Origin of the sequence: Streptomyces sp. NPDC048106 (assembly GCF_040706415.1) — a bacterium.
Taxonomy (GTDB): domain Bacteria; phylum Actinomycetota; class Actinomycetes; order Streptomycetales; family Streptomycetaceae; genus Streptomyces.
This window is the reverse complement of record NZ_JBEZND010000002.1, coordinates 293,935-317,105: the sequence shown is the minus strand read 5'-3', so window position 1 is coordinate 317,105 and position 23,171 is coordinate 293,935. Positions and strand designations below refer to the sequence as shown.

Annotated in this window: 2 protein-coding genes; both read left to right on the top strand. The window is 74.4% G+C overall.

Annotated features, from left to right (window positions below):
- The first annotated feature begins 27 nt into the window (after positions 1–27).
- A complete protein-coding gene (locus AB0927_RS03155) occupies positions 28–13,194 on the top strand; it encodes a type I polyketide synthase (protein ID WP_366665745.1) in 13,167 nt (4,388 codons plus the stop codon).
- 31 nt (positions 13,195–13,225) lie between these two features.
- On the top strand, positions 13,226–23,164 hold the full coding sequence (locus tag AB0927_RS03150; RefSeq protein WP_366665744.1) for a type I polyketide synthase: 9,939 nt from the start codon (positions 13,226–13,228) through the stop codon (positions 23,162–23,164).
- Positions 23,165–23,171: the final 7 nt, after the last annotated feature.

Here is a 23,171-nt window from a genome sequence, read left to right as displayed (position 1 = left end):
CCACCCAATTCCGAACGGGGAGCGACGATGCGCGAAGCAGGTCACGTCACAGCCGGGAAACTCCGGACGGCCGACGTCCCCGACGACGCCGTCGCGATCATCGGCATCTCCTGCCGCCTGCCGAAGGCCGACGGACCCGATCAACTGTGGGACCTGCTCAGCGAGGGCCGGCACGCGGTCACCGACGCGCCCCGGGACCGCTGGGGCGCCGACGACCGGGCGGACCGCCCCGGCCTCGGGAACACCGCGGGACTCCGGCGCGGAGCCTTCCTCGACCGGATCGCCGACTTCGACGCCGGCTTCTTCGGCATCACCCCCCGCGAAGCGGAATTCATGGATCCCCAGCAACGCCTCATGCTGGAACTCGGGTGGGAGGCCCTGGAGGACGCCCGTATCCGCCCCTCCACCCTGCGGGGCCTCGATGTCGGGGTCTTCGTCGGAGTCAACGCGGACGACTACGCCAGACTCCTGCACCAGGACGCCGCCTTCGAAGCGGGCGCCCACCACGCCATGCCCGGCGCCCAGCGCGCCCTCGTCGCCAACCGGCTCTCCTACTTCCTCAAGCTCCGCGGCCCCAGCCTGACCCTCGACTCCGCCCAGTCCTCCTCCCTGGTCGCGGTCCATCTCGCCTGCGAGAGCCTGCGCCGGGGCGAGTCCCGGCTCGCCCTCGCGGGCGGCGTCAACCTGCACCTGCTCGGCGACAGCGCCCTCCTCGCCGCCCGCTGGGGCGGACTCTCCCCCGACGGCCGCTGCTACACCTTCGACGCCCGCGCCAACGGCTACGTCCCGGGCGAGGGCGGCGCGGCGGTCGTACTGAAGAACCTCCGGCAGGCCGTCGCGGACGGAGACCGCGTCCACTGCGTCATCCGGGGCAGCGCCACCAACAACGACGGCGGCGGGCGCAGCCTGACCACTCCCGATCCGCAGGCCCAGAGCGCCGTCCTGCGGCAGGCCTACCGACAGGCGGCCGTGCCGCTCGACGCGGTGCAGTACGTGGAACTGCACGGCACCGGCACCAGGGCCGGGGACCCAGTGGAGGCAGCCGCGCTCGGCGCGGTCCTCGGCGCGGCCCGCCCCTCGGGCGACGCGCTGACCGTCGGGTCCGTGAAGACCAACCTCGGCCACCTCAGCGGCGCCGCGGGCATCACCGGACTCCTCAAGACGGTCCTCTGCCTCAAGCACCGGATGATCCCGGCCAGCCTCAACTACGAGACGCCGAACCCGGACATCCCCCTCGACCGTCTCAACCTCCGCGTCCAGCAGGGTCTTTCGCCCTGGCCGCACCCCGACCGACCGCTTATCGCGGGCGTCAGCTCCTTCGGGATGGGTGGAACCAACGCCCACGTCGTCCTCCAGGAAGCCCCCCGAACCGGCGCGGCGTCAGGGGCGGCCACCGGCACGGCCTCCGGGGCGGCCTCCGGGGCGGCCGGCGCCTCCGGGCCCCTGCTGTTCTGGCCGCTGTCCGCCGCCTCCGCGCCGGCCCTGCGCGCCCAGGCACAGAACCTGCTCGACCTCGCGGACCGCGACGACTGCCCGGCACCCGCCGGCATCGCCCGCTCCCTGCTGCTCACCCGGGAGAGCTTCCCGCACCGGGCGGTCGCCGTCGGCGGCGACCTGCCCTCCCTCACCCGCGCCCTCACCGCGCTCGCCGCCGGCACCACCACACCCGGAGCGGTACGCGGCGAGGCCACGGCCGCCGGCCTCGCCCTGCTCTTCACCGGACAGGGCGCCCAGCGCGTCGGCACGGGGCGCCGGCTCCTCGCGGACCATCCCGAGTTCGCCCGCGCCTTCGACGAGGTCTGCGAGGCGTTCGACCCGCTCCTCGACGGCAGCCTGCGCGACGTGCTGCTGGAGGGCCCGGACCAACTGCTCGACCGCACCGCCTGGGCACAGCCGGCCCTGTTCGCCGTCGAGACCGCCCTCTACCGCCTGGTCCGATCCTGGGGGGTGCGGCCCGACATCCTCGCCGGACACTCCATCGGCGAACTCGCCGCCGCCCACGCCGCCGGACTGTGGTCACTGGAGGACGCCGCCCGCATCGTGGCCGCCCGGGGCCGGTTGATGCAGGAGCTGCCCGCGGGCGGCGCCATGGCCGCCGTCCAGGCCACCGAGGCCGAGATCGCCGAGGCGGTACAGGGCGTCGGCCCGGAGCGGGTCGCCCTCGCCGCGGTCAACGGTCCCGACGCCATGGTGATCTCCGGCGACGAGGACGCCGTCACCGCCGTCGCCGAAAGCTTCGCCCGGCAGGGCCGCAAGACCAAGCGGCTGGCCGTCAGCCACGCCTTCCACTCCCCGCGCATGGAACCGATGCTGGACGCCTTCCGCACGGTCGTGGAGACGGCCGTCTGCCACGACACCACGATCCCGGTCGTCTCCGACCTCACCGGCCGGATCGCCACGGACGACGAACTGCGCGACCCCGCCTACTGGGTACGCCACGTCCGCGAGCCCGTCCGCTTCCACGACACCCTGCGGACCATCGCCGCCCGGGAGATCGGCACCCTGCTGGAGATCGGCCCCGACGCCGTCCTGTCGGCCCTGGTGCCGGCCGCGATCCCCGGTGCCACCGCGGTGCCCACCATGCGGCGCGAGCGCGACGAGAACCTCACCGTCGCCACGGCCCTCGCCCAACTGCACACCCGCGGAGTGCCGGTGGACCTCGCGGCGCGGCTGCCCGCGCCGAGCGGTCCGCTGGTCGATCTGCCCACCTACGCCTTCCAGCGGGAGCGGTTCTGGCTCGATGCGGCGCGCCCCGCGGCAAGTCGACGTGGTGAGCGGCGTGCCGAGACCGTCGCGCCCGACCCGGTCGCAGCCGGCCATCCGCTCGCCCAACTGCCGGACGAAGACCGTACGGTGGCGGTGCGCACCCTCGTACGCGACCGGATCGCCGGCGTCCTCGGCCGCCCCGAGGCCGGCTCGGTCGACCTGAGCCGGACCTTCAGGGAACTCGGCTTCGACTCGATGACGTCCGTCGAACTCGCCGAGGCCCTGCACGAAGCGACCGGGCTGGCCTTCTCCGGCGGAGTCGTCTTCGACCACCCGACGCCCGAGCGGCTGATCCAGCACGTCCTCGGCGAACTGGCGGGCGCCCCCGACTCCCGGACCGGCGTCGGCGCCGACGTCCCGGTCGCCGTGGACGAGCCCGTCGCGATCGTCGGCATGGCCTGCCGCTACCCGGGCGGGATCGACTCGCCGGAAGCGTTGTGGCGGACGGTCGCCGAGGGCACGGACGTCATCTCCGCGTTCCCCGACGACCGCGGCTGGGACGTCGAGCGGCTCTACGACCCCGACCCCGAGCACTGGGGCACCAGCTACGCCCACGAGGGCGGCTTCCTGCGCGACGCGACCGAGTTCGACGCCGCGTTCTTCGGGATCTCCCCGCGCGAGGCGCTGGCGATGGACCCCCAGCAGCGGCTGCTGCTGGAGACCTCCTGGGAGGCGCTGGAGCGCGCGGGCCTCGACGCGGGGACACTGCGCGGCAGCCGCACCGGCGTCTACGTCGGCGCGACCACACACGACTACGGCCCCCGCGCCCAGGACGCCCCCGACGGCTTCGCCGGCTACCTCCTCACCGGCACCACCCCCAGCGTGATGTCCGGCCGCATCGCCTACACCTTCGGCCTGGAGGGGCCGGCTGTCACGGTCGACACGGCGTGCTCGTCCTCGCTGGTCGCGCTGCACCTGGCGGTGCAGGCGCTGCGGTCGGGGGAGTGCTCCCTCGCCCTCGCGGGCGGCGTGACGGTCATGGCGACGCCCGGGATGTTCCTGGAGTTCAGCCGGCAGCGGGGACTGTCGGCGGACGGGCGGTGCCGGGCGTTCTCGGCGGACGCGGACGGCACCGGTTGGGCCGAGGGCGTGGGCGTGCTGGTCGTGGAGCGGCTGTCGGACGCCCGGCGGCTGGGGCACCGGGTGCTGGCGGTGGTGCGGGGCAGCGCGGTCAACCAGGACGGGGCGTCCAATGGTCTGACGGCGCCGAACGGGCCCTCGCAGCAGCGGGTGATCCGGGCGGCGTTGGCGAGCGCGGGGTTGTCGCCCGCCGACGTGGACGCGGTGGAGGCACACGGTACGGGGACCCGGCTGGGGGATCCGATCGAGGCGCAGGCGCTGCTGGCGGCGTACGGGCAGGGCCGGGATGCCGAACGGCCGCTGTGGCTGGGATCGTTGAAGTCGAACATCGGTCACACGCAGGCCGCCGCCGGGGTGGCCGGTGTGATCAAGATGGTGATGGCACTGCGGCGGGGCTCGCTGCCGAAGACCTTGCATGCGGACGAGCCGACGGCGCGGGTGGACTGGGCGTCCGGCGCGGTGGAGCTGTTGCGGGAGGCGCGGGAGTGGGCGCCCGAGGAGGGGCGGCTGCGGCGGGCCGGGGTCTCCTCCTTCGGGATCAGCGGGACCAACGCCCACGTGATCGTGGAGGAAGCGCCGGCGGAGGAGTCGGAGGCGGCCGTTCGTGGCGCGTTGCCTGTGGTTCCGTGGGTGGTGTCGGGGCGGTCGGCCGAGGCGTTGCGGGAGCAGTTGGGCCGGCTGGAGGAATGGGCCGCCGGTCTGGACCCCGTCGACGTGGGGTGGTCGCTGATCACCTCCCGGTCGGCCTTCGAGCACCGTGCCGTGGTCGTCGACGGGGCCGGTGAGCCGGTGACGGGGGTCGCCGCCACCGGTGGCACCGGGTTCGTGTTCTCCGGTCAGGGATCCCAACGGGTGGGGATGGGCCGTGGGTTGTACGCGGCCTATCCGGTGTTCGCGAAGGCCCTGGACGAGGTGTGCGCGGCCTTTGACGGGTCGTTGCGCGAGGTGATGTTCGAAGGTCCCACCGAGGTGTTGGAGGACACGGCGTGGGCGCAGCCGGCGATCTTCGCGTGTGAGGTGGCGCTGTTCCGGCTGCTGGAGTCGTGGGGTGTGCGCCCGGATGCGCTGGTGGGGCATTCGATCGGTGAACTCGCCGCCGCTCATGTGGCGGGGGTGTGGTCGCTGGAGGATGCGGTACGGGTGGTCACCGCACGGGGGCGGCTGATGAGCCAACTGCCATCGGGCGGCGTGATGGTGGCGCTTCAGGCGACCGAGTCAGAGGTGGCCGAGCTGCTGCCGGACGAGGTGTCGATCGCGGCGGTGAACGGCCCCGAGTCGGTCGTGATCTCCGGCGAGGAGGCGGCCGTACTGGCGGTCGCGGCCCGTTTCGAGGCCGAGGGTCGGAAGGTGAAGCGGCTGTCTGTCAGTCACGCCTTCCACTCGCCGCTGATGGAGCCGATGCTGGACGACTTCCGTCAGGTCCTGGCGGAAGTCACCTTCCATGAGCCGCGGTTGACGCTCCTCAAGGATGTGACCGACGCGGAGTACTGGGCGCGCCACGTCCGCGACGCGGTCCGCTTCCACGACGACGTCGAGGCCGCCCGCGAGGCGGGCGTCGTCCGGTTCGTCGAGGTCGGCCCGGACGCGGCCCTGTCCGCCCTGGTGCCCGGCTGCACGCCGATCCTGCGTCGCAACCGCGACGAGCCCCAGACCGCCGTCAAGGCCCTCGCCGCCCTCTGGACCACCGGCGCTCCCGTCAACTGGCAGGCCCTGTACGAGAACTCGGGCGCCCGCCCGGTCGACCTCCCCACCTACGCCTTCCAACGCGAGCGCTACTGGCTGGAGTCGGCCCCCCGCACCGCCGGTGACGTGTCGTCCGCCGGTCTGGGCACGGCCGCGCACCCGCTGCTGGGCGCGGTCCTGCACCTCGCGGACGGTGACGGCCTGGTCCTCACCGGCCGTCTGTCCCGGCGAACCCATTCCTGGCTGGGTGACCACACCGTGCTCGACACGGTCCTACTCCCCGGCACCGCCTTCCTGGAGCTGGCCGTGTGGGCGGGCGACCAGGTCGGCACCCCCACCGTCGAGGAACTCACCCTCCAGGCCCCGCTGATCCTCCCTGAGGTGGACGGCCTCCAGCTCCAGGTGACCGTCGGTGTGGCCGATGACACCGGGCGACGTGAGATAGGGATCCACTCGCGGGCCGAGACGCCCGTGGGCGGGGACGAGTCGCCGTGGGAGCGGCATGCGACCGGTGTGCTCGGCGCGGCCGGGGCGGAGACCGCGGACGGCCTGGCCCAGTGGCCCCCCACCGGCGCGGAGCCCGTCGAACTGGACCCGGTCGAGGCCTATGAGCGGCTCGCCGGGGACGGGTTCGCCTACGGGCCGGCCTTCCAGGGGCTGCGCGCCCTGTGGCGGCGCGGTGACGAGGTCTTCGCCGAGGTCGAACTGGCCGGCGACATCGCGGAAAGCGCCCAGGAGTTCGCCGTTCACCCCGCCCTGCTGGACGCCGCGCTGCACGCCGTCGGGCTCAGCGGGCTGCTGGGCGAGGACATGACCGGGCGGCTGCCGTTCTCGTGGAGCGGGGTGCGGGTGCACGCGTGGGGCGCCACCACCCTGCGGGTCCGGCTCGTCCGGGCCGGCGCCGACATCACGGCGCTCACCGTCTTCGACGCCGCCGGTCGGACCGTGGCCGTCGTCGACGCGCTGACCTGGCGGCAGGTCGAGGCGGAACGACTGCGCGGCGCGCGGACCGCGTTCGAGGAGAACCTGTACCGCGTGGACTGGGTCGAGCACCCGCTGCCCGCGACCGCCGCCCTGTCCGCCGTGTCCATCGGCCCGCGGCCGGCCGGCGGCGGGCTCGACCACTACGACGACCTGGCGGCCCTCCGCCGAGCCATCGACGCGGGCCGGGCCGTCCCGGACGCCGTCGTCGCCCACGTCACGCACCCCGCGCACCCCGCGCACGTCGCCACGGCGGCGGACGACGCCGGCACCGCCGTACCCGAGCGTGCGCACTCGTGGGTGGCGCGGGCTCTGGAGCTCGCGCGGGACTGGCTCGCGGACGAGAGGTTCGCGGGCGCCCGGCTCGTCGTGGTCACCCAGCGTGCCGTACCGGCCGCCGCCTGGGCCGTCGACGATCCCGCCGGGCTCGCCGCCGCCCCGCTGTGGGGCCTGCTGCGCACCGCGCAGACCGAGCACCCCGGACGCCTCGTGCTCGTCGACACCGACACCGCCCAGCCCGGCCCGGCCGCCGTCCTCGCGGCGGTCGCCACCGGCGAACCCCAGCTCGCGCTGCGCGCGGGCACCGCATACGTGCCGAGGCTGGCGCGCGTGCCCGCCGCCGGCACCGCCGCCGAGCCCCGCTTCGACCCCTCCGGCACGGTCCTCCTCACCGGCGCCTTCGGCCGGATCGGCACCCTGCTCGCCCGGCACCTCGTCACCCGGCACGGGGTGCGCTCCCTGCTCCTCACGAGCCGGCGCGGTGCCGAGGCCGAAGGGGCCCGGGAACTGGCGGACGAACTCACCGCGCTCGGCGCCCGGGTGCGTATCGAGGCGTGCGACGTGGCGGACCGGGCGCAGGCCGCCGCGCTGCTCGCGGCCGTCCCGGACGACCGGCCGCTCACCGCCGTCGTCCACACCGCCGGCCTCCTGGACGACGGCGTCCTCGGGGCCCTGACCCCCGAGCGGCTCGACCGCGTCCTGCGGCCCAAGCTGGACGCGGCCTGGCATCTGCACGAGCTGACACGCGACCTCGACCTCTCCGCGTTCGTGCTGTTCTCCTCCATCTCCGGACTGGTGGGGGCCGCCGGACAGGCCAACTACGCGGCCGCCAACACCTTCCTCGACACGCTAGCCGCCCACCGCCGTGCGCTGGGCCTGCCCGCCCACGCCCTCGCCTTCGGGCTGTGGGACCAGAGCGGGGGCATGGCGGAACGCCTGGACACCGCCGACCTCGCGCGCATGGCCCGCGCCGGTGTGGCGAGCCTCGCCGAGGACGAGGGGCTCGCGCTCTTCGACCTGGCACTGGCCCACGACGACGCCCTCCTCGTGCCGCTGCGGCTCGACACCGCGTCCGTGCGGGCGCACGCCGGTTCGGACGGCGTACCGGCGCTGCTGCGCGGCCTGGTGCGCTCGCCGGCCCGGCGCGCGGCGGCGCGCCCCGCGGACGCGGGCGGTGCGCTGCGAGGCCGTATCGCCGGACTCGGGGCCGAGGAACGCGAGCGGCTGCTGACACAGCTCATCGCCGAGCAGGCGGCGCTCGTGCTCGGCCACCCCTCGTCCTACGCCATCGACCCGGCCAAGCCGTTCAAGGACATCGGCTTCGACTCCCTGGCCGCGGTGGAACTGCGCAACGGGCTCCACGCGGCGACCGGGCTGCGGCTGCCCGCGACACTCCTCTTCGACTATCCGACCCCCACCGCCCTCGCCGCGTTTCTGGAGGCCGAGGCGCTGGGGGCGCCGGCCGCCGAGACGACGCGGGCCGCCGGACCCGTGGACGACGAGGAGCCCGTCGCGATCGTCGGCATGGCCTGCCGCTACCCCGGCGGGGTCACGTCTCCCGAGCAGCTGTGGCAGCTCGTGCGCACCGGCACCGACGGCATCTCCGCCTTCCCCACCGACCGGGGCTGGGACACCGAGCGGCTCTACGACCCCGACCCCGACCGGCAGGGCACGACCTACACCCGCCAGGGCGGCTTCCTGCACGACGCCGCCGAGTTCGACGCCGGGTTCTTCGGGATCTCGCCCCGCGAGGCGCTGGCGATGGACCCCCAGCAGCGGCTGCTCCTCGAAACCTCCTGGGAGGCCGTCGAGACGGCCGGCATCGACCCCGGCACCCTGCGCGGCACCAGTGTCGGCGTCTTCACCGGGATCATGTACCACGACTACGCGCCGCCCCTGGAGCGGATGCCCGAGCAGCTTGAGGGCGTGCTGCTCACCGGCAACACGGGCAGCGTCGTGTCCGGGCGCATCGCCTACACCCTGGGCCTGGAGGGCCCGGCGGTGACCGTGGACACCGCCTGCTCGTCGTCGCTGGTCGCCCTGCATCTCGCGGCGCAGTCGCTGCGGGCGGGGGAGTGCGACATGGCGCTGGCCGGCGGCGCCACCGTGATGTCGACGCCCGGCACCTTCGTGGAGTTCAGCCGGCAGCGCGGGCTGTCGCCCGACGGCCGCTGCAAGGCGTTCTCCGCCGACGCGGACGGCACCGGCTGGGGCGAGGGCGTCGGCCTGCTGCTCGTGGAGCGGCTCTCCGACGCCCGGCGCAACGGGCATCCGGTCCTCGCCGTGGTGCGGGGCAGCGCGGTCAACCAGGACGGCGCCTCCAACGGCCTGACCGCGCCGAACGGCCCCTCCCAGCAGCGGGTCATCCGCCGCGCGCTGTCCGCCGCGGGACTGCGCCCGGAGGACGTGGACCTGGTGGAGGCGCACGGTACGGGCACGAAGCTGGGCGATCCGATCGAGGCGCAGGCCCTGCTGGCCACGTACGGCAGGGAGCGGAGCACCGTACGGCCTTTGTGGCTCGGCTCGTTGAAGTCGAACATCGGGCACACGCAGGCCGCCGCCGGGGTCGGCGGGATCATCAAGACGGTACTGGCGCTGCGCGACGCGGTGCTGCCCAGGACCCTGCACGCCGACGAGCCGACCCCGCAGGTCGACTGGTCGTCCGGAACGGTACGGCTGCTGACCGAGGAGCGGCCCTGGCCGGAGCCCGAGGGCGGCGGGCCCCGCCGGGCGGCGGTGTCGTCGTTCGGGATCAGCGGCACCAACGCCCACGTCATCATCGAGGCGCCGGACCGGAGCGGTGGCGGGGCACCGGCCCAGGGCACCGTCGAGACGCCGGACCCGCGGGCCGCCGCCCAGGACGCCGAGGAGCACCCCGGCGACCTCGTGCCCTGGCTGGTCTCGGCGCGGACCGAGGCCGGGCTGCGGGACCAGGCGGCGCGGCTGGTCGCGGCCGCCGGCCACGCACCCGCCCGCGCCGTCGCACGGGCGCTGCTGGAGTCCCGTACGGCCTTCGAGTGCCGTGCCGTGGTGTTCGGGGCCGACCGCGCACGACTGGTGAGCGGCATGACCGCGGTCGCCCGCGGCGAGTCCTACCCGGACGTCGTCCTGGGCACCGCGGACACCGCGGAGTCGCGCCGGCCCGTCTTCGTCTTCCCCGGCCAGGGCGGTCAGTGGGCGGGGATGGCGGTGGAACTGCTGGAGTCCTCGCCGGTCTTCGCGGCCCGCTTCACGCAGTGCGCGGCGGCGCTGGACCCGCTGACCGGCTGGTCCCTGACGGACGTGGTCCGGGAGGCCGAGGGGGCGCCGGGCCTGGACCGGGTGGATGTGGTGCAGCCGGTGCTGTTCGCGGTGATGGTGTCCCTGGCCGCCGTGTGGGAGTCCCTCGGCGTCGTGCCCGCGGCCGTGGTCGGCCACTCGCAGGGCGAGATCGCCGCGGCCTGCGTGGCGGGGGCGCTGTCGCTGGAGGACGCGGCGCGCGTGGTGGCCCTGCGCAGCCAGGCGATCCTCGCCCTGTCCGGGCGCGGCGGCATGGCCTCGGTCGCGCTGCCCGCGGCCGAGGTGAGCGCCCGGTTCGCCGAGTGGGGCGAGGGGCTCTCCGTGGCCGCGGTCAACGGCCCGGCCTCGACCGTGGTCTCCGGCGACGAGGACAGCCTGGAGGCGATGCTGTTCGAACTCTCCGGCGAGGACGTACGGGTCCGCCGCATCCCGGTGGACTACGCCTCCCACTCCTCCCATGTGGCGACCCTCGAAGGCGAGTTGGCCGAGGCGCTGGCGCCGATCGAGCCGCGCGCGTCGCGGATCCCCCTCTACTCCACAGTCACCGGCGGCCTGATCGACACGGCGACGATGGACGCGCGCTACTGGTACACCAACCTCCGCCGGACGGTCCTCTTCGAGGACACCGTCCGCGCCCTCCTCGCCGACGGCTTCCGCCTGTTCGCCGAGTGCAGCCCGCACCCCGTCCTCACCATGGGCCTCCAGGAGACCGCCGAGGACGCGGGTGTCGAGGCGGCCGGCATCGGCACCCTGCGCCGGGGCGACGGCGGCCTGCGGCGCGTGCTGCACTCCGCGGCGGAACTCCACGTCCGCGGCGCCGCCGTCGACTGGCGAGCGGTGCTCGGAGACACGCCCGCGGACCCGGTCGCGCTGCCCACGTACGCCTTCCAGCGCGAGCGCTACTGGCTGACCACCCGCCCCCTGCCGGGCGACGACGTCCCGCCGGCCGCAGGCGATCCGGTCGACGACGACTTCTGGCGGGCCGTGGAGGACGGCGACCTGGAGACGCTGGCCGCGTCCATCGCGGACGACGGCCTCGTGGAACCGCTCGGGGCGGTACTGCCCGTCCTCGCGTCGTGGCGCCGCCGACGGCAGGACCAGGGCAGGCTCGACGGGTGGCGCTACCGCACCACCTGGCGGCCGGTGCCGTCCGCCGACAAGGCCGACCTGAGCGGGACGTGGGTGGTGTGCGGCGAGGCGGGCCGGGACGACGCCTGGGCGGAGGCCGTCGTGGACGGTCTCGCCGGGCGCGGCGCCGACGTCCGCCACCTCTCCCTGACACTCGCCTCGCCCGACCGCGCGGCACTCGCCGACCAGTTGCGGACGACGGTCACCGCCGCACCGGTCGCGGGCATCGTCTCCCTGCTCTCTCTCGACACCGACCAGGACCCCGGGCACCGGGGGATCACCAGGGGAGCCGCCGCCACCCTGAGCCTCCTCCAGGCCCTCGGCGACCTCGACGCCGACGCACCTCTGTGGTGCGCCACCCGGCTCGCCGTCTCGCCCGACGACGGCCGGCCGGCCGACCCGGCCGGCGCGCTGGTCTGGGGACTCGGCTACGTCGCCGCCCTGGAGCACCCGCGGCGCTGGGGCGGCCTGGTCGACCTGCCCCGGACGCCGACCCCCCAGGCCGTCGACCGGCTGCTGCTCGCCCTGTCCGGCGCCACCGGCGAGGACCAGATCGCCGTACGGCCGTCCGGTCTCCTCGCCCGCCGCCTCACCCGCGCCGGGCGGTACGACGACACCGCCACGACCGCCTGGCGGCCGACGGGGACCGTGCTGATCACCGGCGGCACCGGCTCGCTCGGCGCCCGCATGGCGCGCTGGGCGGCCGGCGCGGGCGCCGACCACCTGGTGCTGGCCAGTCGCAGCGGACCGGACGCCGCGGGCGCGGGCGAACTCGCCGCCGAGCTGGAGGCGTTGGGCGCGGGAGTGACGATCGCCGCCTGCGACGTGACCGACCGGGAGGCGGTCGCCCGGCTGGTCCGCGAGGCGGAGACACACGGCCCGCTGCGCGGCGTCGTGCACACCGCGGGGGCCGTCGACTACGTCCCGCTCGCCGAGACGGACCCCGGCGAGTTCGCGGGCGCCCTCGCCACCAAGGTGATCGGCGCCCGGCACCTCGACGAACTGGTCGACGACACCCACCTGGAGGCGTTCGTGCTGTTCTCCTCCGTCGCCGGGGTGTGGGGCAGCGGCGAACAGGGGGCGTACGCGGCCGGCAACAGCTACCTCGACGCGCTCGCCCACCGGCGGCGCGCCCAGGGCCGGCCCGCCACCTCCATCGCCTGGGGATCCTGGGGCAGCGGCGGCATGCTCGCCGACGACAAGCGCCGGCAGCTCGACCGCAGCGGAGTCCTGACCATGGACCCGGACCTCGCGATCACCGCTGTCGCCCAGGCCGTCGCCGAACGCCGCGCCACTCTCACCGTCGCGGCCATGGACTGGCAGCTCTTCCTGCCCGCCTTCACCCTGCGCCGCGCCAGCGCCTTCCTCGGCGACCTGCCCGAGGCACGGCGATCGCGCGACGACGGCACGGCACCGGCCACCCCGGAGCAGCCGCCCCCGCTGGCCGCCACCCTGGCCGCGCTCCCGCCCGCCCAGCAGCGCAAGCGGATCCTGCGACTGGTCACCTCGGAGGTCGCGGCGGTCCTCGGACACACCTCCGACACCGGCATCCGCGCGGAGCGCGCCCTCAAGGAGATCGGCTTCGACTCGCTGACCGCCGTCGAGCTGCGCAACCGCCTCAAGACCGCCACCGGGCTCGCCCTGCCCGCCACGCTGGTCTTCGACTTCCCGACCCCCGCCAAGCTCGCGGAACACCTGCGCGAGCAACTCCTGCCGGACCGGCCGGCCGCCGCGGGAAACGGCCACCGGCACCCGGCGGGCCCCGGCGAGGACGAGACCTCCGTCAAGGAGCTGATCAGCGTCATCCCGCTGAGCCGCCTCCGCGAGGTGGGCCTGCTCGACCAACTGCGTCAACTGGCCGCCGCGCAGACCGCCGACGAGGCGGCCGCCCAGGACGGCACCCGCGGGAGCCTCCCGCACGACGGCGAGGACCCGGCGACCGAGGTCGACGCCATGGACATCGAAGAACTCGTCAGGATCGCGTCCCGCCAGAACTAGCGTCCAACGGCATTCCGAAGGGGCCCGACAAGTGGCTGCATCGACCGAAGAAATCGTCGCCGCACTGCGCAATTCGGTGAAGGAGAACGAACAACTCCGCCGCCGCGTCAAGGCGCTGGAGAGCGGCGAGCCCATCGCGATCGTCGGCATGGCCTGCCGCTACCCGGGCGGCGTGCGCTCCCCCGAGGACCTGTGGCGGCTGGTGGCCGACGGCACGGACGCCATCTCGGAGTTCCCCGCCGATCGCGGCTGGGACATCGAGCGGCTCTACGACCCCGACCCCGACAAGCCCGGCAGGATCTACGTCCGCGAGGGCGGCTTCCTGCACGACGCGGCCGACTTCGACGCCGGCTTCTTCGGGATCTCCCCGCGCGAGGCCCTGGCCATGGACCCTCAGCAGCGGCTGCTGCTGGAGACCTGCTGGGAGGCCGTGGAGCGGGCCGGCATCGACCCGCACTCCCTGCGCGAGACCCGCACCAGCGTCTTCGCCGGCTTCACCAACCAGGACTACCTGGCGCTCCACGAGGCACCGCGCGGATACGAGGGCTACCTCCTCACCGGCAACATCGCCAGCTTCCTCTCCGGCCGCATCGCCTACACGCTCGGCCTGGAGGGCCCGGCGGTGACCCTGGACACGGCGTGCTCCTCCTCGCTGGTCGCCCTGCACCTGGCGGTCCAGGCCCTCCGCTCGGGCGAGTGCGAGAAGGCACTGGTCGGCGCCGTGTCGGTGATGTCAGCTCCAGGGGAGTTCCTGGAGTTCAGCCGGCAAGGGGGGCTGTCGGCGGACGGCCGCTGCCGGGCCTTCTCGGCCGACGCGGACGGCACGGGGTGGGCCGAGGGCGCCGGCGTGCTGGTGGTCGAGCGGCTGTCGGACGCCCGGCGGCTGGGGCACCGGGTGCTGGCGGTGGTGCGGGGCAGCGCGGTCAACCAGGACGGGGCGAGCAACGGTCTGACGGCGCCCAACGGGCCCTCGCAGCAGCGGGTGATCCGGGCGGCGCTGGAGAGCGCCGGACTGTCGGCGGCGGACGTGGACGCCGTCGAGGCGCACGGGACGGGCACCCGGCTCGGGGACCCGATCGAGGCACAGGCGCTGCTGGCGACGTACGGGCGGGACCGGGACCCCGAACGGCCCTTGTGGCTGGGGTCGTTGAAGTCGAACATCGGGCACGCGCAGGCGGCCGCGGGGGTCGGCGGCGTGATCAAGATGGTGATGGCGCTGCGCGCGGGGCTGCTGCCGCGCACCCTGCACGCGGACGAGCCGACGCCCCAGGTGGACTGGGCGTCTGGCGCGGTGGAGCTGCTGCGGGAGGCGCGCGAGTGGGCGCCCGAGCAGGGCCGGGTCCGCCGGGCCGGGGTGTCCGCCTTCGGCGCGAGCGGGACGAACGCGCACGTGATCCTGGAGGAGGCGCCGGCCCAGGAAGAGGAGGAACGGACGCGAACCGGTGTCTCCGTTCCGGTCGTCCCGTGGGCGGTGTCGGGACGGTCGGACGAGGCACTGCGGGACCAGTTGAGCCGGTTGGCGGAAGGCACCGCCGGTCTGGATCCGGTGGATGTGGGATGGTCGCTGATCACGACCAGGTCGGCTTTCGAGCATCGGGCCGTGGTCCTCGACGGCGGCGGTGAACTGGCTCGCGGGGCCGTGGCACCGGGCGGCACCGGGTTCGTGTTCTCCGGCCAGGGGTCCCAACGGGTGGGCATGGGCCGAGAGTTGTACGCGGCGTACCCGGTGTTCGCACAGGCCCTGGACGAGGTGTGCGCGGCCTTCGACGGGTCGTTGCGCGAGGTGATGTTCGAGGGCCCCGCCGAGGTCCTGGAGGACACGGCGTGGGCACAGCCGGCGATCTTCGCCGTGGAAGTGGCGCTGTTCCGGCTGCTGGAGTCCTGGGGCGTGCTCCCCGACGTGATGGTGGGGCACTCGATCGGCGAACTCGCCGCCGCGTACGTGGCCGGGGTGTGGTCCCTCGAAGACGCGGCGAAGATCGTGACCGCCCGGGGACGTCTGATGAGCGAACTGCCGCCGGGCGGGGCGATGGTGGCCCTGGCGGTGGCCGAGGCCGAGGTGCGGGCGCTGCTGTCGGACCGGGTGTCGATCGCCGCGGTGAACGGCCCGGACGCGCTGGTGATCTCCGGCGAGGAGACGGCGGTGCTGGAGATCGCCGCTCGCTTCGGGGCCGAGGGCCGCAAGGTGAAGCGGCTGTCGGTCAGCCACGCCTTCCACTCGTCGCTGATGGAGCCGATGCTGGAGGGATTCCGCCGGGTCCTGGCGGAAGTCACCTTCCACGAGCCTCGGTTGACGCTCCTCAAAGAGGTGACCGACGCGGAGTACTGGGTGCGCCACGTCCGTGACGCGGTCCGTTTCCACGACGACATCGGGGCGGCCCGTGAGGCGGGCGTCGTCCGGTTCGTCGAGGTCGGCCCGGACGCCGCGCTCTCCTCCCTTATCCCGGGCTGCACCCCGACCCTGCGTCGCGACCGCGACGAGCCCCGGACCGCCGTCAAGGCCCTCGCCGCCCTCTGGACCACCGGCGCCCTCGTCGACTGGCGGGCCCTGTTCGAGAACTCGGGCGCCCGGACCGTCGACCTCCCCACCTACGCCTTCCAGCGCGAGCGTTACTGGCTCACCTCCGACGTCACCCACAGCTGGCGCGACGGAGGAACGGACCTCCCCTCCCCGGCCGACCACGGCTACCGCGTCGAGTGGCATGAGGTCGACGGCATGTCTCCCGCCGACCTGCCGGGAACCTGGCTGCTGGCTCTCGGCGCCGAGGCGGAAGACACGTGGGCGGGCGTGGTGGAGACCGCCCTGCGTGCCCGTGGAGCCGACGTGCGCCGCCTCGTCGTCTCCGAGCGCGAACGCATCGAACTCGCCACAAACATAGTGGAGTTGGGCCAAAGCGAGCCCCTGCACGGCGTCCTCTCCCTCCTCGACGCGCCCGACGATGTGCCGGACACCCTCGCCCTGTGGCAGGCCCTCTCCGACTCGGGTGCCGAAGCCCGCCTCTGGTGCGTGACGCGCGGGGCCGTGCGGACCGGTCCCGACGACCCCGCCCCTGAGGGACCGGCCCGGCTCTGGGGCTTCGGCCGCACCGCAGCCGTGGAGGAACCGCAGCGATGGGGCGGCCTGATCGACCTGCCGGGCGGTGACGGCGATGCCGTCTCGCCGGAGGCGGCCGAGCGGCTCGTGACCATCCTCGGCGCCGCCGCCAGGGGCGAGGGCGGCGAGGACGAGACCGCCGTACGCGGTACGGCGATCCTGGCCCGGCGCCTCGTGCGCGCCCCTGACCCGACGCGGCCGGAGGGCGGCGGCACGGCAGAGGCGGCGCCCTGGAAGCCGACCGGCACCGTCCTGATCACCGGTGGCACCGGCCGGCTCGGCAGCCGGGCGGCGCGCTGGGCCGCGGCCAACGGCGCCGAGCGGCTGGTGCTCCTCTCCCGCGGCGGCCTCGCCGCGCCCGGCGCCGCCGAACTGGCGGACTCGCTGACCGGTGACGGGGTGCCCACCACGGTCCTCTCCTGCGATGTCACCGACCGCGCGGCGCTCGCCCGGGTGGTCGGGGACCTGACGGACTCAGGGCTCGACGCCGTACTGCACCTGGCCGGATCCGGCGCCGGTGACGGACGGCACCTCGTCGACGTGCCCGCGGACGAACTGCTCTCCGTGACCGCCCCCGGAACCCTGGGCGCCACCCACCTGGACGAGCTGATCGACGACCCCGCGACGCAGTTCGTGCTGTACGGCTCCCTGGTCGGGGTCCTGGGATCCCCTGGGCTGGGTGCGCAGGCGCTCACGGACACGTACGCGCACGCACTGGTCGAACGGCGCCGGGCGCGGGGACTCGCCGGCACGGTGATCGCCTGGGGCCCGTGGGCCACCGGAGACGCGGGGCCGCGCCACGGCCGGGGCATCCAACCGCTCGACCCGGCAGCCGCGTTCGACGCCCTGGCGCGGGCCGTGGCCGACCGGGCCGAACCCGGTCGCGTCGTCGCGGACATCGACTGGACCGAGTTCCTGCCCGAGTTCACCGCCGCCCGGCACCGCCCGCTCCTCGCAGCCCTGCCCGAGGCGACGGACCGGCAGGCCGAGCACGACGAAGCCTCGGCCTGGCAGCGTGCCGTCGCCGAACGGCCGGCCGCCGAGCGGTTCGCCTTCGTCCTCGACGCCGTACGCAGGGAGGTCGCCCAGGTCCTGGGGTACGCGTCCACGGACGCGGTGGCCGACGAACGCGCCTTCAAGGACGTCGGATTCGACTCGCTCGCGGCCGTCGAGCTGCGCAATCGTCTGCACACGGTCACCGGCCTCGAACTGCCGACCACGCTCGTCTTCGACTACCCCACCCCGCTCGTCCTCGCCGCCCACCTGGTGGACCTGGGCCGGCGTGGCGCTGCCGACGACGGCCCCGTCCAGGAGATCCCGGCCGCCGCGGCCGCCGACGAGCCGATCGCCATCGTCGGCATGGCCTGCCGCTACCCGGGCGGCGTCGACTCGCCGGAGGCGCTGTGGCGGCTCGTCGCGGACGGCACCGACGCCGTCTCCGAGTTCCCCGCCGACCGGGGCTGGGACATCGAGGACCTGTACGACACCGACGCCGACAAGCCCGGCAAGTCCTACACGAAGCAGGGCGGCTTCCTGCTCGAACTCCCGCTCTTCGACGAGGAGTTCTTCGGCATCTCGCGCCGCGAGGCCCGCTCCCTCGACCCCCAGCAGCGGCTGCTGCTGGAGACGGCGTGGGAGGCGTTCGAGCGGGCGGGCCTCGACCCGCACGCGCTGCGCGGCAGCCGCACCGGCGTCTTCGTCGGCTCCAACGGCCAGGACTACCCGGACCTGCTGAGCGGCCGCCCCGAGGACTACGACGGATACCTGATGACCGGGAACGCCGCCAGCGTGATGTCCGGCCGCCTCGCCTACACCTTCGGCCTGGAGGGGCCGGCGGTGACCGTCGACACGGCCTGCTCCTCGTCGCTGGTCGCGCTGCACCTCGCCGGGCAGGCGCTGCGCTCCGGCGAGTGCTCCCTCGCGCTCGCGGGCGGCGTCGTCGCCATGACCACGCCCCACACCTTCGTCGAGTTCAGCAGGCTGCGCGCGCTGTCGCCCGACGGCCGCTGCAAGGCGTTCTCCGCCGACGCGGACGGCACCGGCTGGGCGGAGGGCGTGGGCGTCCTCGTGGTCGAACGGCTCTCCGACGCACGGCGCAACGGGCACCGCGTCCTCGCCGTGGTGCGCGGCAGCGCCGTCAACCAGGACGGCGCCTCCAACGGGCTGACCGCCCCCAACGGCCCCTCCCAGCAGCGTGTCATCCGCCAGGCCCTCGCCAACGCGGGACTGCGCCCCGACGAGGTGGACGCGGTCGAGGCGCACGGCACGGGAACACCCCTGGGCGACCCGATCGAGGCGCAGGCACTGTTCGGCACGTACGGAGAGGGCCGGGACACCGAACGGCCGCTGTGGCTCGGCTCGTTGAAGTCGAACATCGGCCACACCCAGGCCGCCGCAGGCGTCGGTGGTGTCATCAAGATGGTGATGGCCCTGCACCACGAGGTCCTGCCCAGGACCCTGCACGTGGAGGAGCCCACCCCGAAGGTCGACTGGTCGTCCGGGACCGTACGGCTCCTCGGCGACGACCGGCCGTGGCCGCGCGGCGAGACGCCCCGCCGGGCCGCCGTCTCCTCTTTCGGCGCCAGCGGCACCAACGCCCACCTCATCGTCGAAGAAGCACCCGAGGCGCCCTTGGAGGCCGAGCCCCGCGAAGACGAGACCACCCCGCGGCCCTGGCTGCTGTCGGCCCGCACCGAAGCGGCCCTCGCGGATCAGGCCCGCGCACTCCTGACCCACCTCGACCGCGAAGGCGGGCACACGCCTGCCGACATCGGCTGGTCGCTCGCCACCACGCGCGCGGTCTTCGACCACCGGGCAGTCGTCGTCGGCGCCACAACGGACGTGCTGCGCAACGGACTCGAAGCCCTCGCGGCCGGCCTGCCCGCCGCCGACATCGTGACCGGCACGGCCAACGCGCCACGCGGTTCCACGCGTCGAACCGTCTTCGTCTTCCCTGGTCAGGGGGGTCAGTGGGTGGGGATGGCGGTGGAGTTGCTGGAGTCCTCGCCGGTGTTCGCGGCTCGGTTCGCGGAGTGTGCGGCGGCATTGGACCCGTTGACGGGGTGGTCGTTGTCGGACGTGGTGCGGGGGTTGGAGGGTGCGCCTGGTTTTGACCGGGTGGATGTGGTGCAGCCGGTGTTGTTCGCGGTGATGGTGTCCCTGGCCGCTGTGTGGGAGTCCCTCGGCGTTGTGCCGGCGGCTGTGGTGGGTCATTCGCAGGGTGAGATCGCGGCGGCGTGTGTGGCGGGGGCGTTGTCGCTGGAGGACGCGGCGCGGGTGGTGGCGTTGCGGAGTCAGGCGATCGTGGCGTTGTCGGGGCGGGGCGGGATGTTGTCGGTGCCGTTGGGTGTGTCGGAGGTGCGTGAGCGGGTCGCGGTGTGGGGCGGCAAGGTGTCGGTGGCGGCGGTCAATGGTCCGTCCTCGACGGTGGTCTCGGGTGACGCGGCGGCGTTGGACGAGTTGTTCGCGGTGTTGGAGGGTGAGGGGGTGCGGGTTCGTCGTATCCCGGTGGACTACGCCTCGCACTCGGCTCATGTGGAGGCGATCGAGGTCGAGTTGGCCGATCTGCTGGCGTCCGTCAAACCGAGGGCGTCCGCCGTGCCCTTCTATTCGACGGTGACCGGTGGGTTGATCGACACGTCGGTGATGGACGCGGGTTACTGGTACACGAACCTCCGTCAGACGGTCCTCTTCGAGGACACCGTCCGCGCCCTCCTTGCCGACGGGCATGGCACTTTCGTGGAGATCAGTCCGCATCCCGTCCTCGCGGTGGGGTTGCAGGAGATCTGCGAGGACGCCGAGGCCATCACCGTGTCCGTGGGCTCGCTGCGCCGGGACGACGGAGGGCTCGACCGGTTGCTGCTGAGCGCTGCCGAACTGCACGTCAACGGCGTGCCGGTGGACTGGGCAACCGCCTTCGCGGGGGCCTCGGCGCGCAGGGTGGACCTGCCGACGTACGCCTTCCAGCGCAGCCGCTACTGGCTGGAGCCGGCTCAGGGCGCGGTGCGGGATCTGTCGGCCGCCGGTCTGGAGACGGCCGGGCACCCCCTGCTCGGCGCGGCGGTCGAACTCGCCGACGACGCGGGCGTGGTGCTCACCTCCCGGCTCTCGCTGCGCACCCATCCCTGGCTCGCGGACCACGCCGTGAACGGGCAGGTCCTGCTGCCCGGCACCGTCTTCGTGGAACTCGCCGTCCGCGCCGGGGACCAGGTCGGCGCCCACCGGCTGGAGGAACTCACCCTCGCCTCCCCGCTCCTGCTGCCCGGGCAGGACACCGTCCAGATCCAGGTCACCGCGAAGGAGATGGACGCGGACGGCCGGCGCGAGCTGGTCATCCACTCGCGGTCCGGCGGCGAGGAGGAACCGTCCTCCTGGACCCGGCACGCGACGGGATCGCTCATCACCGGAACCGCGGACAGCACCAGTACCGCGGACATCGCCGCGCCCATGGGCGAACCGGGCGCATGGCCGCCGGCCGACGCGGAGGAACTCGATGTCGAGGGCGTCTACGACCGCTTCCTCGACCTGGGGTACGAGTACGGGCCGGTCTTCCAGGGCCTGCGGCGTGCCTGGCGGCGCGGGGACGACGTCTTCGCGGAGGTCGCCCTGCCCGAGCAGGAACGCGCCGACGCCCCGCTCTACGTGCTGCACCCGGCGCTGCTCGACGCGGCCCTGCACGCCGTGATGGTGGTGACCCTGGAGGGCTCCGCCGAGCCGGTACTGCCCTTCGCCTGGAACGGGGTGACCATCCACGCCTCGGGCGCGGACAGCCTGCGCGTACGGCTGACCAGGACCGGCACGGACACCGCGGCCGTACACGTCGCCGACGCGAGCGGGGCGCCCGTGGCCACCGCCGCCCAGCTGATGTGGCGGACGCTGTCCCCGGAGGGGCTGGGCGGCGCCCGGCGGGTCACCCACCACGAGTCCCTCTTCCGAGCCGACTGGGTGCCTTCGACCACCCCGGTGCCCGCCGCCGACCCCACCCTGACCTGGGCCGTGGTCACGGGCGACGACCCGGCCGCGCGGGACCGGCTCGAAGCGGCCCTGGCCCGGCCCTTGACCGGACACCACCCGGACCTGGCCGGTCTGCGGGCCGCCGTCGACGCGGGCACGGCCGTTCCCGACGTCGTCGTCCTCCCGCTCAAGCACCACGGCGGGGACGATGTGGTGGCGGCGACCCACGCCTCGGTCGTGCGGGTCCTGGGCGTGGTCCAGGACTGGCTGTCCGACGACCGGTTCGAGGCGTCCCGGCTCGTCCTCGCCTGCCCCGGCGGAGTACCGGACCACGGCACGGACAGCGCCGCGGGGCTGGCCGGCGCCGCCGCCTGGGGCCTGCTGAAGTCCGCCCAGACCGAGAACCCGGGACGGATCGTCCTGGTCGACATCGCCCCGGACGCCTGGCGCGGACTGCCCGGCGTCATCGCCTCGGGCGAACCGCTGGCCGCGCTCACCGGCGACGGCACCGTGCTCGTCCCGAGGATCGCCCGCGTCCCCGCCCAACCGCCCCTGGAAACCGTACTGTTCGCCCCCGAAGGTACCGTCCTGATCACCGGCGGCACGGGCGTGCTCGGCGGGCTGCTCGCCCGGCACCTCGTCCGGGCGCACGGCGTACGGCACCTGCTGCTCGCCGGGCGCCGGGGCGCCGACGCCCCCGGCGCCCGTGAACTCACCGCGTCACTCGCCGAACAGGGCGCCCATGTCACCGTCGCCGCCTGCGACTTCGCCGACCGCGAAGCCACCGCGCGGCTCCTGGCCGCCGTACCGGACACGCACCCGCTCACCGCCGTCATCCACGCCGCGGGCCTCGCCGACGACGGAGTCATCGGCTCGCTCACCCCGGAACGCACCGCCGCCGTCCTGCGCCCCAAGGTGGACGCCGCCTGGCATCTGCACGACCTCACCCGCGACCACGAGCTGTCGGCGTTCGTGCTGTTCTCGTCCGCCGCCGCCACCCTGGGCGGCGCCGGCCAGGGCAACTACGCGGCGGCCAACGCCTTCCTGGACGCCCTCGCCGGCCACCGCCACGCCCGCGGACTGCCCGCACTCACCCTCTCGTGGGGACTGTGGGCGCAGGCCAGCGGCATCACCGGGCACCTCACCGAGGCCGACCACCAGCGCATGGCGCGGGCCGGCATGGCCGCGTTGGACGCCGACGAGGCCCTCGGCCTGCTGGACACCGCCCTCACCATGCCCGAACCCTGGCTGCTGCCCATGCGCCTCGACACCAAGGCCCTGCGCGCCCAGGGCGACGGCCTCGCCCACCTCTTCCGCGGCCTCGTACGCCACGCCCCGCGCCGGGGCGCCGCCACCACCGGGGGTCCGGCCACCGCGGCCCCCGGCGGACTCACCGGGCGGCTGGCCACCCTGAGCCGCCCGGAGCAGGAAGCCGAACTGCTCCGCATCGTCCTCACACACGTCGCCACCGTCCTCGGCCACGGCGACCCGGACACCGTCGACGGCGAGACCGCCTTCAAGGAACTCGGCTTCGACTCCTTGACCGCCGTGGACCTGCGCAACCGCCTCAACGCCGAGGCCGGGCGCCGCCTCCCGGCAACCCTCGTCTTCGACTACCCGACGCCCCGGGCGCTCGCCGACTACCTCCACCGGGAGATCGTCGACGACGGACTCTCCGCCGAGGACCGCGTCCTGAAGGAGATCGACCGGCTCGGCGACGTCCTCACCGCCGTCTCCCTCGACAAACTCGCGCGCGAGATGACCCTGACCAGACTGCGCGGACTCCTCACGGTCTGGGACGACGAACCGGCCGACCCGACATCGGCCACCGGCGTCGCCGACGTGGTCGAGGGGATCGGCGCCTCCTCCATGGAGGAGATGTTCGCGTTCGTCGACAAGGAATTCGGCACCAACGCCAAGTGATCCGCCG

Bases quoted from the DNA above. Each gene is read 5' to 3' on its own strand.
- AB0927_RS03155 (WP_366665745.1), top strand. From the start codon at position 28: ATGCGCGAAGCAGGTCACGTCACAGCCGGGAAACTCCGGACGGCCGAC.